This window comes from Nocardioides sp. S-1144 (genome assembly GCF_005954645.2).
In the GTDB taxonomy this organism is placed as follows: Bacteria; Actinomycetota; Actinomycetes; order Propionibacteriales; family Nocardioidaceae; genus Nocardioides; species Nocardioides dongxiaopingii.
Map to the genome: position 1 here is coordinate 3,126,839 of NZ_CP040695.2, position 13,774 is coordinate 3,140,612.

Annotated in this window: 15 protein-coding genes; 5 read left to right on the forward strand and 10 right to left on the reverse strand. The window is 75.7% G+C overall.

Annotated elements, in window-relative coordinates; genetic code table 11:
- Nucleotides 1-36: 36 nt before the first annotated feature.
- Entirely contained in the window at nucleotides 37-846 is an 810-nt protein-coding gene (locus FE634_RS14605; RefSeq protein ID WP_137293389.1) for a fumarylacetoacetate hydrolase family protein, read from the reverse strand.
- Between the two features lie 46 nt (nucleotides 847-892).
- Here FE634_RS14605 and FE634_RS14610 point away from each other — a divergent pair, with 46 nt between their 5' ends.
- Entirely contained in the window at nucleotides 893-1,786 is an 894-nt protein-coding gene (locus FE634_RS14610) for a 3-methyladenine DNA glycosylase (RefSeq protein ID WP_148240724.1), read from the forward strand.
- Between the two features lie 60 nt (nucleotides 1,787-1,846).
- Here FE634_RS14610 and FE634_RS14615 read toward each other — a convergent pair whose 3' ends face one another.
- Complete coding sequence (locus tag FE634_RS14615; protein WP_138876286.1) at nucleotides 1,847-3,469, reverse strand: ATP-binding cassette domain-containing protein; 1,623 nt, start codon at nucleotides 3,467-3,469, stop codon at nucleotides 1,847-1,849.
- A gap of 194 nt (nucleotides 3,470-3,663) precedes the next feature.
- Between FE634_RS14615 and FE634_RS14620 the strand changes: the two genes are divergently transcribed.
- The 3 genes from FE634_RS14620 (at nucleotide 3,664) to FE634_RS14630 (ending at nucleotide 5,072) form a co-directional block, all read left to right on the forward strand.
- Nucleotides 3,664-3,945, forward strand: coding sequence for a DUF2087 domain-containing protein (locus FE634_RS14620; protein WP_138876287.1), 282 nt, complete (start codon nucleotides 3,664-3,666; stop codon nucleotides 3,943-3,945).
- A 102-nt stretch (nucleotides 3,946-4,047) separates the two neighbouring features.
- On the forward strand, nucleotides 4,048-4,707 hold the full coding sequence (locus FE634_RS14625) for a maleylpyruvate isomerase family mycothiol-dependent enzyme (RefSeq protein ID WP_138876288.1): 660 nt from the start codon (nucleotides 4,048-4,050) through the stop codon (nucleotides 4,705-4,707).
- A gap of 56 nt (nucleotides 4,708-4,763) precedes the next feature.
- Nucleotides 4,764-5,072 (forward strand): hypothetical protein, encoded by a 309-nt coding sequence (locus FE634_RS14630; RefSeq protein WP_137293384.1) that lies wholly within the window; start codon nucleotides 4,764-4,766, stop codon nucleotides 5,070-5,072.
- A gap of 21 nt (nucleotides 5,073-5,093) precedes the next feature.
- On the opposite strand, the gene FE634_RS14635 is transcribed toward FE634_RS14630, so the two are convergent.
- From FE634_RS14635 to FE634_RS14645, 3 genes are read right to left on the reverse strand one after another with little or no spacing between them, the layout of a single operon-like run.
- Entirely contained in the window at nucleotides 5,094-5,630 is a 537-nt protein-coding gene (locus FE634_RS14635) for a GNAT family N-acetyltransferase (RefSeq protein ID WP_262347434.1), read from the reverse strand.
- 2 nt (nucleotides 5,631-5,632) lie between these two features.
- Nucleotides 5,633-7,060 (reverse strand): amidase, encoded by a 1,428-nt coding sequence (locus FE634_RS14640; RefSeq protein ID WP_138876289.1) that lies wholly within the window; start codon nucleotides 7,058-7,060, stop codon nucleotides 5,633-5,635.
- A 31-nt stretch (nucleotides 7,061-7,091) separates the two neighbouring features.
- Nucleotides 7,092-7,652 carry an NAD(P)H-dependent oxidoreductase gene (locus tag FE634_RS14645; RefSeq protein WP_138876290.1) on the reverse strand — a complete coding sequence of 187 codons (561 nt, stop codon included), beginning with the start codon at nucleotides 7,650-7,652 and terminating at the stop codon, nucleotides 7,092-7,094.
- 92 nt (nucleotides 7,653-7,744) lie between these two features.
- On the opposite strand from FE634_RS14645, the gene FE634_RS14650 reads away from it, so the two are divergent.
- Entirely contained in the window at nucleotides 7,745-8,341 is a 597-nt protein-coding gene (locus FE634_RS14650) for a TetR/AcrR family transcriptional regulator (protein ID WP_170981525.1), read from the forward strand.
- A gap of 45 nt (nucleotides 8,342-8,386) precedes the next feature.
- Here FE634_RS14650 and cimA read toward each other — a convergent pair whose 3' ends face one another.
- The 5 genes from cimA to FE634_RS14675 form a co-directional block, all read right to left on the reverse strand.
- Complete coding sequence (gene cimA, locus FE634_RS14655; protein WP_138876291.1) at nucleotides 8,387-9,982, reverse strand: citramalate synthase; 1,596 nt, start codon at nucleotides 9,980-9,982, stop codon at nucleotides 8,387-8,389.
- Nucleotides 9,983-10,194: 212 nt separating this feature from the next.
- Nucleotides 10,195-10,890, reverse strand: a complete 696-nt coding sequence (locus FE634_RS14660) for a response regulator (protein WP_212721621.1) — start codon at nucleotides 10,888-10,890, stop codon at nucleotides 10,195-10,197.
- Entirely contained in the window at nucleotides 10,887-11,966 is a 1,080-nt protein-coding gene (locus FE634_RS14665) for a sensor histidine kinase (RefSeq protein WP_138876293.1), read from the reverse strand. Before FE634_RS14665 ends, FE634_RS14660 begins: the two co-directional genes overlap by 4 nt.
- Nucleotides 11,967-11,993: 27 nt before the next feature.
- Complete coding sequence (locus FE634_RS14670) at nucleotides 11,994-12,800, reverse strand: ABC transporter permease (protein WP_148240725.1); 807 nt, start codon at nucleotides 12,798-12,800, stop codon at nucleotides 11,994-11,996.
- Complete coding sequence (locus FE634_RS14675; RefSeq protein WP_138876295.1) at nucleotides 12,800-13,768, reverse strand: ABC transporter ATP-binding protein; 969 nt, start codon at nucleotides 13,766-13,768, stop codon at nucleotides 12,800-12,802. Before FE634_RS14675 ends, FE634_RS14670 begins: the two co-directional genes overlap by 1 nt.
- Between the last annotated feature and the right edge of the window lie 6 nt (nucleotides 13,769-13,774).

Here is a 13,774-nt window from a genome sequence, read left to right on the forward strand (position 1 = left end):
GGCGGGTGGTCGCCGGGGGGACGGGCGCTGCGGTGTTCAACGGAGGGCGATCCTGTTCGTGAGGGAGCCGAGGCCGGCGATCGAGACCTCGACCTCGTCACCGACCTGCATCGGGCCGACACCCTCGGGGGTGCCGGTGAGGATGACGTCGCCGGGCAGCAGCGTCATCACGCTGGAGACGTGGGCGACCAGGGCCGGCACGTCGAAGACCATGTCGGCGGTGGACCCGTCCTGGACGACGTCGCCGTTGAGGAAGGTCTGCACCCGGACGCCGTCCTTGAAGTGCTGCGGGTCGAGGTCGGTCTCGATCCACGGACCGAGGGGGCAGAAGGAGTCGAAGCCCTTGGCGCGGGTGAACTGGCCGTCCCTGCGCTGGAGGTCGCGGGCGGTGACGTCGTTGGCGATGGTGTAGCCGTGGATGACGTCGGTGGCCTGCTCGACCGGCACGTCGCGGCAGATCCGCCCGATGACGACGGCGAGCTCGCCCTCGTACTGGAGGTCCTGGGTCTGCGGCGGGTAGAACACCGGGTCGCCGGGACCGACGACGCTGGTGTTCGGCTTGAGGAACATCATCGGCTCGCTGGGCACCTCGTTGCCGAGCTCGGCCGCGTGGGCGGCGTAGTTGCGCCCGATGCCGACGACCTTGCTGCGCGGGAGCACCGGCGCCAGCAGCCGGACGTCGGCCAGCCGGAACTCCTGGTCGAGCAGCTTGACGCCGACGTAGAGCGGGTCGCCGGCCAGCGCCACGACGACGGCGTCCTCCTCGGGTTGGCCGAACTGGTCGACCTCGCCCGTCACGACGCCGTACATCGGTTCTTCGCCTGTGGTGAACCTCGCGATACGCACGACCTGAGCCTATCGAGGAGGCAGCGCCTCCGTAGGATGGCCCGTCGTGGAGGTGCTGGCGCGGGAGACGTGGGAGGCGCGCGCGGCGGCGCACGCCGAGCGGGTCGACGCGCTCGTGGGCCCGCACCTGGAGCGTCGCGACGCGCGGGTCAAGCACCCGGTGCACGACTTCCTGTTCACCTACTACTCCCACCGCCCCGCCCAGCTGCGCCGCTGGCACCCCGGCGCCGGGGTCGTGCTGGCCGGCGGGGCGGCGGCCTACGGCGGGTTGCGCGGCTACGCGGTCGACGACGACGACGCCGCCGTCGACCCGGCCCACCTCGAGTCCCAGCGTCCCCTCGTGGAGGCGCTGCACCGGCTGCTGGCGGCGACCGCGGCGCGCCCGGCCCACCTCGGGTGCTTCGGGCTGCACGAGTGGGCGATGGTCTACCGCCTCGACGACGACGAGACCCGGCACGCCGACTGGCCGCTGCGCCTCGGGGGCGCGGGCACCGACGCGGTCGTGGAGTCGCACCGGATCGCCTGCTCGCACTTCGACGCCCACCGCTTCTTCACCGACCCGGCCCGCCCGCTCAACACCCTCTCCCCCACCGCGGCGGACCGGCCCGCCTTCGAGCAGCCGGCCTGCCTGCACGCCGGGATGGACCTCTACAAGCACGCCTTCCGGCTCTCCCCGCTGGTGTCGTCCGACCTCGTCCTCGACGCCTTCGAGCTGGCCTGGGACATCCGGGTTCTCGACATGCGGGCGGCGCCGTACGACCTGACCGACGTCGTCCTCGACCACTCCGGCGAGACCTGGACGCCGGTGCCGATCGAGACCGCCGCCGGCAAGCAGGAGTACGCCGAGGCGCAGCGCCGCTTCGCCGAGCGGGGCGCACCGATCCGCCAGGCGCTCGTCGACGCGGGCGAGCGGCTGCTCGCGGCCCCGGCCGCCCGCTGACGGAGCTGCCGACGCCGGAGGCCGGGGCGGACGCCGACGGCGGCGCAAGAGGTGCACCCCTCAGCTGGTCGGGGCCAGCGCGACGGCGTCCCAGCCCGCGACGTCGCGCAGCAGCTGGCGGTCGTGGGTCGCGACGACGACAGCGGCGGCGGTCGCGTCGAGCGCCTCCGTCAGCTCGTCGACGAGCGTCGGCGAGAGATGGTTGGTCGGCTCGTCGAGCAGCAGCACGTGCGGCCGCTCGGCCAGCCGGAGGGCGAGCTCGAGGCGGCGGCGCTGCCCCTCCGAGAGCCTCCCGACCGGCATCGCACGGTGGTGCCGGTCGAGCAGGCCGAGCGCGGCCAGCGGCACCGCCTGGTCGGCGCGGAGCCGGCCGGCGGTGACCAGGGCCGCGACGTGGCGGTCGAACAGGTCGGCCGCCGTCGCCTCCCGGTGGAGCGCGGCCGACTCCTGCTCGACGAGCGCGACGCGGACTCCCGGCGCGTGACGCACCAGCCCCTCGGTCGGGTCGAGCCGAGCGGCGAGCAGGGCGAGCAGCGTCGACTTGCCCGCGCCGTTCGGTCCGGTCACGACGAGCCGGTCCCCCGAGGCGACGGCCAGCGTCGTCGGGGTCGTCAGCCGCGGCACCAGCGCGGCGGCGACGACGCTCAGCAGGGTCGTGCCCGCCCGGCGCGGAAGGGCCGGGACCCGCAGGGAGAGGGGTGGCTCGGGCACGGTGACGCGGTGCGCCTCCAGGCTCGACCGGCGCCGCTGGACCGCGCGCACGACGCCCGGCGCGTGGGTCTGGCGCCCGTGCTTCGGCGCCCCCTTCGGGGGCCGCCACCCGGTCGACAACCGTGCCTGGGCCTCCTCGACGGCCACCCGGAGCCGAGCGTGCTCGGCGACCTGGTCGGCGTGCCGCTGCACCCACGCCTCGCGCTCACGCCGCAGGCCCTCGCGCCAGGTGTCGTACCCACCGCCGTAGGTGCGCGGGCGGCCGTCGCTGCTCGGGTCGAGGTCCAGGACGTCGGTCGCGACGTCGCGCAGCAGCGCCCGGTCGTGGCTCACGAGGGCGACGCCGCCCCGCCGCGCCTGGAGCCGCTCGGTGAGGAACCGCAGCCCGGCGGCGTCGAGGTGGTTGGTCGGCTCGTCGAGCATGAGCAGGTCGTGCTCGGCACCGAGCAGGCACGCCAGCCGCACGCGGTGGCGCTGCCCGACCGACAGGGTCGCGAGCGGCCGATCGCGGTCGGTGCAGGCGTCGAGCGCGGCGAGCGCCTCGTCGACGCGACGGTCGGCGTCCCAGGCCTCGACCGCCCCGGCGCGTTCGAGTGCGGTCGCGTAGGCGGCACCGTCCCCCGTGCCGCCGGCCCACGCGGCCGCGGCGTCGTCGAGGGCGGCCAGGGCGGCGTGTGCCTCGGTGGTGGCCGCCGCGACGAGGTGGCCGACCACGATGCCCTCGTCGGCGGGGAGCTCCTGGTGGACGACGCCGAGCCGGCCGGTGCGACGGACGGTCCCGGCAGTCGGCTCGAGGACGCCGGCCAGGGCGAGCAGCAGGGACGTCTTGCCGCGACCGTTCTCCCCGACGACGGCGAGCCGGGTGCCGGCCGCGACGGTCAGGGTCACGTGGTCGAGGACGGTCCGGCCGCCGCGGTCGACCACCAGGTCGGTGGCCGTGAGGTGGGCAGGGGGAACGGGGTGAGGGTGCACGGTGGGCTCCGCAGCTCGAGGGTGAGCCGGGCAGCACTCGGCGGCTGCCCGGCGGTGGCCGAGGACAGCGGTGCAGGGGTGAGGAGGGTGCGCCGCCGTCAGCGGGCGGTGCGCAGCCTCATCAGCTGGGGTCCGTACATGGCCGCCACGTTATGAGGAGGCGGCAGCGCGGTGCCACTGGTTAACGTGCCGCCATGGACGACGCGGAGAGGATCGGGCGACGCTTCTTCGGCGACGACGGGCGGCTCGCCGTCATCCCCCGCAGGCGCGCGAAGCTGCTGGTGGTGCTCGACCGGCTGGCGCAGGAGTTCGACCTCGGCCGCACCTATGCCGAGAAGGAGGTCGTCGCGGTCCTCACCCGATTCCACGACGACCACGCGGCGCTGCGGCGCCACCTGGTCGACGAGGCGTTCCTCACCCGCGAGGACGGCGTCTACTGGCGCAGCGGCGGCACGGTCGACCTCGGCGACGTCTGAGCCGACGTGACGACGCCGGGCCCCGTCGCCGGGGTCGGACCCGCACGTCCTTTCACCAGTGACGCACCGATGACTTCGGGTCGGGCGGGCGGTCGGACCCGCATGACCGACGTCCAGCTGGACCGGGCCGCGATCGCGGCCGCCGTGCGCGTGGAGCGGCTGGCCCTCGCCGACCTGGCCGCCGGGCTCGACGAGGAGCAGCTGGCGACGCCGTCGCTCTGCACGGCGTGGACGGTGCGCGACGTGCTGGCCCACCTCACCACCACGACCCGGCTGAGCATCCCCCTGCTCGCCGGCGCGGTCGTCCGAGCGCGGGGGAGCTTCGACCGGATGGAGGTCGACCTCGCCGCCCGCCGGGCCACCCGGTTCACCACCGCCGAGCTCGTCGCGCAGCTGCGGGCGAGCGCGGAGTCCGAGCGGCGCTTCCCGGGCAGCCGGCCGGTGGACCCGCTCATGGATCTCGTCGTGCACACCCAGGACGTCGTCCGCCCGCTCGGGCTCGACCACGAGTCGCCGCCGGGTGCGCGGACCGCGTCGCTGGCCCACCTGGCCACCAGCACCCTGATGGGCGGGCCGCGGAGGATCGCCGGGCTGCGCCTGGTCTCGACCGACTCCGGCTGGACGCACGGTGACGGCGCGGTCGTCGAGGGGCGTGACTCCGACCTGCTGCTCGTCGTCGCCGGCCGGCCGGCCGGGCTGGCGGGCCTGCGGGGGCCGGGCGTCCCGACGCTCGCGGAGCGTGTCGGTCCGGCTGCCGGTTGAGCTCGACCATGGCCGGGCGTCCGGCGCGTCGCGGCGCGGTTGTTAGGTTCGGCGCCATGAGCGACCCCCTCGACGCCCGCCGCGCCGGTGAGCTGTACGTCGCCGCCATCGAGAGGTCGCGCGCCGGGGTGGCCAGGCGGGTGGTCACCGCCGCCGGCGAGCTCCTCAACGCCGCGATCGGCGGGGCCACCGAGCTGTCCAGCGTGGGCGACGTCGTCGTCCGGCGCCTCGACGACGACGCCGAGGTGGTCCGCGTCACCGCTGGCCCGAGCGAGGAGGCGGCCCTGACGATCCAGACCGTGCGCGAGCAGCTCGAGCACCTCTCGGTCGACGACTTCCGCGCCCGCTGGGGCGTCGACGACTGAGGGCCGCGGGTCGGCCGGTCGCTACCAGACGTCGCCGTCGCGCCAGTCGCAGGTGATCGGGGCGTCGAGGTCGAGCGGGCCGCCGGCGGGCCCGCCGAGCACGTGGATCGAGCCGTCGCGGTCCGGGGTCGGCTCGATGCCGGACGGCGCCAGCACCGAGCTCGGCCCCCGCCAGGGCTGCCAGCCGCGGGACGCGTAGAGCGGGAACCCCTCGGTCGAGGAGCTCAGGGCCAGGAGGTCGTGACCCGGCGCCAGGGCCTCGAGCTCGGCCATCACCCGGTCGCCGAGGCCCTCGCGCTTGCGGTCGGGGGCCACGGCCACCGACGCGACGTAGCCGCACCGCAGCGACCGGCCCTCCACCAGGAGGCGGCGCTGGACCACCGCGCCGTGCGCGACCACCGCGCCGTCGCGCGCATCGGCGTCGCGGACGACGACGTGCAGCCCGCCGAGCGTGTGCGCCCAGTCGAGGTCGGTGAAGTTGTCGAACGCGGCGTCCATCAGGTCGCGGATCGCGGCCAGCTCGGCCGCGGGGAGGTGGGCGGTGGGGACCACCGACACGCTCACCACCGCGGCGGCCTGCGGTCGTGCCAGGGGGCGGCGGCCTCGACCTGGGCGGCCAGGGCGAGCAGGACGTGCTCCTCGGCGGGACGGGCCGCGAGCATGACCCCGACCGGCAGCGGCTGCGGGTCCGCCGTCCAGTGCAGGGGCAGGGAGATCGCCGGCATCCCGGTGACGTTCCAGGCCGACGTCCAGGGGGTGAAGGCCTTCTGGTTCTCGAAGTCGCGGGCCGGGTCGGCGTCGTCGCGGATCGCGCCGACGGGCAACGGGGGCTGCGCGACGGTGGGGGTGAGCACGGCGTCGTAGGGCTCGAGGTCGACCAGCGCCTGCGCGGCGTGGCGGCGCATCGCGCCGATCGCGAGGCCGAAGTCCGGGGCGCTCACGGCGCGGCCGCGCTCGGCGAGCCACCGGGTCAGCGGCCGCAGCAGCGGCTCCGCGCCGGGCGGCACGACCGGCAGCGCGGTGAGCACCGCCCAGCAGGTCTCGAAGGTCGCCACCGCCTCGGGCGGCAGCGGCACCGCCACGTCGACGACGTCGTGGCCGAGGCTCTCGAGCAGCCGGGAGGCGTCCTCGTAGGCGGTGAGGACCTCGCCGTGGACCCCGCCGCCGGTGAGGTCGGTGATGACCGGCGCGCTGAACCGGGCGACCCGGAGCCGTCCCGGGTCGCGGTCGCAGGAGGCCAGGAAGCTCTCGCGAGGAGGCGGGGCCCACGACGGGTCCCCGGCCCGCCGACCGGCCATCACGTCGAGGAGGGCGGCGGCGTCGCGCACGGTGCGCGCGAGGGAGCCCGCGGTCCCCAGCCCCACGGGATCCCCGTAGGCGGGGAAACCGCTGATCCGCCCGCGCGAGGGCTTGAGGCCGACCAGCCCGCAGCAGGAGGCCGGGATGCGGATGGAGCCACCGCCGTCCGAGCCCTGCGCGACCGGCACCAGGCCCGCCGCGACCGCCGCCGCGGCGCCGCCGGAGCTGCCACCGGCCATGCGGGTGCGGTCCCACGGCGTCACGGCCGGCGGGGCGCCGTCCGGCTCGGTGTAGCAGGGCGAGCCGAGCTCCGGCGTGCTCGTCTTGCCGAGGCTCGGCAGGCCGGCCGCCTCCAGCGACAGCGTGACGTGGTCGGAGACGTCGGGCACGAAGTCGGCGAAGGCGCGCGAGCCGAACCGGGTGGGTACGCCCGCGGTCAGGTTGAGGTCCTTGATCGCGGTCGGGACGCCGCGCAGGGGCCCGCCGGCGCCGTCCCCGGTCGCGGGCACGCCGTCGGCGGCGCGCGCCTGCTCGCGCGCCCGTCCGGGCGTGAGCGTGACGAACGCGCCGACGTCGTCGAGACGTGCGGCGCGTTCGAGGTAGTGCTCGGTGAGCTCGAGCGAGGAGACCTCGCGGCGACGCACGAGGGCTCCCTGCTCGAGGGCGGTCAGGTCATGGAGCTCGGCCACGCCCCGACCGTAGTGCGTGGCCGGGGGCCGGTCAGGCGGCGGCGGGCTCGAAGGCGAGCAGCGCGTTCACGACGCCGTGGAAGCGCTCGATCGCGTCGACGTCGGTGAGCGGGTCGATCTCGAGCACCGACTGGGAGACGACGGCGCCGTCGACCACGGCCGCACCGGCGATCCGGGCGGAGCGCTGGGCGTCCTCGTGGGCCCACTTGCCGCCGAACGGCGTCGGGGTGGTGCCGAGCACGCCGAACGGCTTGGCGACGATCGCGCCGGCGCCGTAGGGGCGGGAGAGCCAGTCGATGGCGTTGTTGAGCACCGCCGGCATGGTGCCGTTGTACTCGGGGGTGATGGCCAGCAGGGCGTCGGCGGCGGCGACGCGATCGCGCAGGGCGACGGCCGCGGCCGGGGTGGCCTCGGCGTCGAGGGTCTCCTCGTAGAAGGGGAGGTCGGCCAGGCCGTCGACGATGTCGATGACGACGCCCTCGGGGGCCTGGTCGCGGAGCAGCTCGGCGACCTTGCGGTTGAGGGAGTCGGCGCGCAGGCTGCCCACGAGGACGGCGACGCGGCGGGCGGTGGGGGCGGAGTTGATCGTCATGTCCGTGCAAACGGACCGTGGTCCGGTTTTCTTCCCGCTCGGCCGGACCAATTCTCCGGGGCGCCTCTGGGCCGGCTCGCTAGGCTCGCGCCATGGAGGGGATGCGGCTGCTGCCGCTGGCGGGCGAGGCACAGCCCGAGCGGTCCGACGCCGCCCGCAACCGCGAGGCGCTGCTCGCCGCCGCGGCCGAGCTCATCGACCTCGGCTGCGTGGAGCAGGTCACCATGGACGCCGTCGCCCAGCTGGCCGGCGTCGGCAAGGGCACGGTCTTCCGCCGCTTCGAGAGCCGCGAGGGCCTGATGGCGGCCCTGCTGGACCGCTCCGAGACGGCGTGGCAGGCCAGCATCCTGTCCGGCCCGCCCCCGCTCGGTCCGGGCGCGCCGCCGCTGGAGCGGCTGCACGCCTTCGGCCACTCCCGCCTCGAGGTGGCGCTGCGGCACGCGGCGCTGATCCGGGCGGCCGGGCACGCCGGCGCCCGGGCCTACGCGGCGGTGTCGTTCACCGCGATGCACGTGCGCTACCTGCTCGGCGAGCTCGGCGTCCACGGCGACCTCGGCTACCTGGCCACCGCGCTGCTCGCCCCGCTGGAGGTGCCGATCCTCGAGCAGCAGGTGCACCTGGAGCACCGCTCGCTCGACCAGCTCCGCACCGGGTGGGACGACCTCGTGAGCCGCGTCGTCGGCTGCTGAGCCGCCCGTCGCGCCCGGCGGGCGCCGGGGCCGCCGGGGCTGGCGTCAGGCCTGGTGGTGGTGGCGCAGCCCGTAGGTCAGGCCGTCGAGCAGCGCCTCCCACGAGGCCTCGATCACGTTGTGGCCGACGCCGACGGTGACCCACGACGACGCGCCGTCGGTGGTCTCGATGAGCACCCGGGTGATCGCGTCGGTGCCGTGGCCCTGGTCGAGGATCCGGACCTTGTAGTCGATCAGCTCGAACTTGGCGACCTCGGGGAAGGCCTGGCCGATCGCGGCGCGCAACGCGAAGTCGAGGGCGTTGACGGGGCCGTTGCCCTCGCCGGTGACGACGTAGCGCACCCCCTCGGCGGTCAGCTTGACCGTGGCCTCCGAGACGGCCTCCTCGGTGTCACCGCGGTGGTTCAGCGTCTCGGTGATGACCCGCCACGACTCGACGTCGACGTAGGCCGGACGGCGTCCCTCGACCTCCTCGACGAGCAGCAGCTCGAACGAGGCGTCGGCGGCCTCGAAGGTGTAGCCGCGCTGCTCCATCGCCTTGACCCGGTCGGTGACACGGGTGACGACGTCGCGGTCGCCGGAGAGGTCGAAGCCGAGCTCGCGGCCCTTGAGCTCGATCGAGGCGCGACCGGCCATGTCGGAGACGAGCAGCCGCATGTCGTTGCCGACGCCGACCGGGTCCATGTGCTGGTAGAGGTTCGGGTCGACCTTGATCGCGCTGGCGTGCAGCCCGGCCTTGTGGGCGAAGGCCGACGTGCCGACGTAGGGCTGGCGCGAGGCCGGCGCGAAGTTGGTGACGTCGGCGACGGCGTGGGCGATCCGCGTCGACTCGCGCAGCGCGCCCTCGGGCAGCACCGGGCGGCCGAGCTTGAGCTCGATGTTGGCGACGGTGGTGACCAGGTCGGCGTTGCCGGTGCGCTCGCCGTAGCCGTTGAGGCAGCCCTGCACGTGGGTCGCGCCGGCCTCCACCGCGGCCAGGCTGTTGGCGACGGCGCAGCCGGTGTCGTTGTGGGCGTGGATGCCCACCCGCGCACCCGTCGCGGCGATGACCTCGGCGACGGTCTCCCCCACCCAGGGCGGCAGCATCCCGCCGTTGGTGTCGCACAGCGCGACGACGTCGGCGCCGGCCTCGGCGGCCACGCGCACGACCTCGAGCGCGTAGTCGCGGTTGCGGCGGAAGCCGTCGAAGAAGTGCTCGGCGTCCAGGAAGACCTGCTGACCCTCGGCCCGCAGGTGGCTGACGGTGTCGCGGACCATCTCGAGGTTCTCGGCCAGCGTCGTGCGCAGCGCGAGCTCGACGTGCCGGTCGTGCGACTTCGCGACCAGGGTGACCACGCCGGCGCCGCTGTCGCGCAGCGCGGCGACCTGCGGGTCGTCGGCGGCCCGGACGCCGGCCCGCCGGGTCGCGCCGAACGCCGCCAGCCGCGCGTGGCGCAGGTCCAGCTCGGCCGCGGCCCGGCGGAAGAACTCGGTGTCCTTCGGGTTGGCCCCCGGCCACCCGCCCTCGATGTAGCCGACGCCGAGCTCGTCGATCAGCCGCGAGATGGTCAGCTTGTCGGCGACGGAGAGGTTGAGCCCCTCCTGCTGCGCGCCGTCGCGCAGGGTGGTGTCGTAGACGTGGAACGCGCCGTGCAGGTCCATCGGTCAGCTCTCGGTTCGGTCGATCGGCTGGTGCGTCGGTCAGGTCGGGAACCGCGTCGGGGCAACAAAAAAACCTCCCGTGGGACGAGAGGTTCGCGCACCGAGCAGGGCCCGGTGCGCTAGCGAATGATGATCGCGCCGTGCTGCACGTCACTCATCGTGCCACGCAGCCCGCTGCGCCGACACCCGTTCCACGATCCGGGACCGGGTGGCTACGAGGGCCCGCGGCGCGGCGCGGGTGAGACCAGCCCGTGGTCGAAGGCGAACACGACCGCGGCGGCCCGGTCGCGCAGCGCGAGCTTGGCGAACACGTGGCCCACGTGGGTCTTCACCGTGCCCTCCCCCAGCACCAGCTCGGCCGCGATCTCGCCGTTGCTGAGCCCGGACCCGATCAGGGCCAGCACCTGCCGCTCCCGGGCGGTGAGGACGTCGGCCGCCGCGGAGGGTCCGGTCGCGCCCGCGGGGTCGCCGTCGCGGTAGGCCGACAGCACGCGCCGGGTGACGCCCGGGTCGAGCCAGGCGTCGCCGGCGGCGACCGCCCGGACCGCGCGCTGGAGGTCGTCGGCGGGCACGCCCTTGAGCAGGAAGCCGTCGGCGCCGGCGCGCAGCGCGCCCGCGAGCGTCTCCTCGTCCTCGAACGTCGTCAGCACCAGCACCGGCGGTGCGTCGTCGAGGGCCCCGAGCCGCCGGGTCGCCTCGACGCCGTCGATCCCCGGCATCCGCACGTCCATCACGACGACGTCGGGCCGCAGCGCGGTCACGGCGGCGACGACGCCGGCCCCGTCGCCGAGCTCGCCGACGACGTCGAAGCCGTGGGAGGCGCGCAGGATGCCGCGCAGCCCGGCGCGGATCAGCTCCTGGTCGTCGACCAGGAGCACCCGCACCGCGGGCACCCGGGGAGCGGTCACGCCGGCAGCACCGCCTCGACGCGCCATCCGCCCTCGTGCGGGCCAGCGGTGAGCTCGCCGCCCAGGGCGGCGGCGCGCTGCCGCATGCCGTCGAGCCCGGTGCCGTCGGCGGTGGTGACACCGGCCGGGGCGCGGCTGTCGACCACGACGCGGCTGCGGCCGGCGCCGACCTCGAGACGGGCGGTCACCGGCGCACCCGGGGCGTGGCGGACGACGTTCGTCAGCGCCTCCTGGAGGATCCGGTAGAGGGTCAGGCCCTCGGTGGCCGTCAGCGGGGTGGGGTCGCCGGTGACCGACCAGTCGACGTCGGCGCCGGCGCGCACGAACGACGCGACGAGCTCGTCCAGCTGGCCGACGCCCGGGAGCGGCCCGGCGGGGCCGGCGTCCTGCATCGACCCGACGACGCTGCGCACCTCGGCCAGGCTGCGCCGGGCCAGCCGCTCGGCCTCGGCGAGCGACACCGCGGCCTCGGCGGGATCCTCGTCGAGGGCGAGCCGGGCGCTGGTGACGTGCAGGAGGGAGACCGTGAGCGCGTGGCCGATGACGTCGTGCAGCTCGTGGGCGATCCGGTTGCGCTCCTCGGCCGCCGCGCGCTCGGCCAGCCCGGCCTGCGCGGCGCGCAGCTCGGCGAGCAGCACCCGCTGGCGGCTGGCCATCTGACACGCCAGCGCCGTGAACAGCACCCCGGCGCACCACGTGCCCCAGCCCGGCTCGGGCTCGAGGAGCCCCTGGGCGACGAAGCCGGCCAGGGTGACCACGGTGAGCGCCGCCGTCGGCGCCGGTCCGGAGGTGAGGGCGACCCAGCCCACGACGACGCAGACCGAGAACCAGCCCAGGTTCGCCGAGCTGCCGGCGGCCAGCAGGTAGACCAGGCCGACCACGGGCAGGAGGGCCGCGACGGCCGCCCACTCGGTCAGCCGCAGCCGGGCGACGACGAGGCAGGTCGCGACCGCGGCGCCGGCGACCGCCACCGCCAGGCCCACCGGCCGGTCGCTCAGCAGCACGCCCGCCGCGAGGAGCAGCGCGACGGCGGCCGGGCCGCTCCACCGCGCCGTCCGCTCGACCATGGGGTCCATGGGGTCCAGTCTCCCAGCAGCCACGGGTCAGAGCGCGGTACGGCGCGCGGCCAGCGCCGTCGTCAGCACCGCGAGCACCCCGACCACGACCAGGCCGCCGGTGCCGCCGTCGAGCCCGAGCCACGGCTCGCGGACGGCGTCGGTGACCACCTTGAGCGGGAGCACGTCCGAGATCGAGCGCAGCGTCGACGACATCACCGCCGGCGGGGGGCCGCCGACGCCGAGGAGGAAGGAGGGGAAGAACAGCAGCATCCCGACCGCCTGGGCGGCCCGGGCCGAGGGCAGCACCGAGCCGAGCAGCACGCCGAGCGACACGAACGTGACCGCGCCCAGGAGCACGCCGAGCACGACGCGCACCGGGTCGTCGACCGCCGGGATTCCGTAGACCGGGGCGGCGACCGCCAGCAGGACCACGCCGGAGGTGGCCACCGCCGTCAGGCCGAGCACCAGCTCGGCCAGCGCGAAGGACCACCGCGGGAAGCCGGCCGCGGCGAAGCGGCGCAGCACCCCGCGCTCCCGGTAGGACGCGATGTGCACCGGCAGCATGATCAGCCCGGTCGCGCCGATGACGACGGAGAAGTACGAGGCGACGTACCAGTGCGCCGGGTTGACGGGGAAGGCGTCGTCCGGCGTCGTGCCGAAGGAGCCGCCGATGATCAGCATCGAGATCACCGGGAAGACGAACACGAACGTCAGCGTCAGCGGGTCGCGGCGGAGCAGGCGCAGCTCGGCGGCGACGAGGCGACGGGTCGCCGAGGGGTGGCGGCCGGCCCGGCCCGACGGACGGGTCCCAGCGGTCCCGGGAGTGGGGGTGGTCGGGGTCGTGGTGGCCATCAGGCGGCGTCCTTGCTGGGGGTCGGGGTGTCGAGAAGGGCGAGGAGGGCGCCCTCGAGGTCGGGCGAGGTGACCGACAGGTCCTCGGGGATCTCGCCCCGGGCGACGAGCCAGGCCCCCACGTGGGCGATCGCGCTGCGCCGTCCGTGGACGGCGACCCGGTCGCCGCTGCGCTCGACGTCGAGCACCCCGGGCAGCGCCCGCAGCACGGCGAGGTCGCGCGCGGGCCGCCCCGCCGGCAGCCCGAACCGGACGGCGACCGGGCCGCCGTGGCGGGCGACGAGCTGCTCCGGCGTCCCGCTGTCGAGGACGCGGCCGGCCTGCATCAAGACCACGCGGTCGCACAGCGCCTCGGCCTCCTCGAGCTCGTGGGTGACGAGCAGGACGGTGGTGCCGTCGGCGCGCAGCTGCTGCACCGAGCGCCACACCTCGCGGCGCGCCGCCGGGTCGAGGCCCTGGGTCAGCTCGTCGAGGATCACCAGGCGGGGCCGGTTGAGCAGGGCGAGGACGAGGAAGAGCCGCTGCCGCTCCCCGCCGCTCATCGTGCCGAAGTGCAGGCGCCGGCGGTGCGCCAGCCCGAACCGCTCGAGCAGCCCCTCGGCGTCCCCCGCGTCGGGGCCGGCGAAGAGCCGGACCGCCTCCTCCACCCGCAGCCGGTCGGGCAGCCCGGAGTCCTGCAGCTGGCTGCCGATGAGCGGACGCAGCCGCTCGGCGTCGCGCGCCGGGTCGAGCCCGAGCACCCGGACGGCGCCGGCGTCCGCGCGCCGCAGGCCCTGGAGGCACTCGACCGTGGTCGTCTTGCCGGCGCCGTTGGCACCGATCAGGCCGACGACCTCGCCGGCGTCGACCCGGAGGTCGAGGTCGTCGACGACCACGCGGCCGTCGTAGCTCTTGCGGAGCCCGGTGACGCTGATGACCGGCGGCGCGGCCGGGCCGGCGGGCGGGTTCGGGAGTGGTGTGGTGTGCATGCCCCC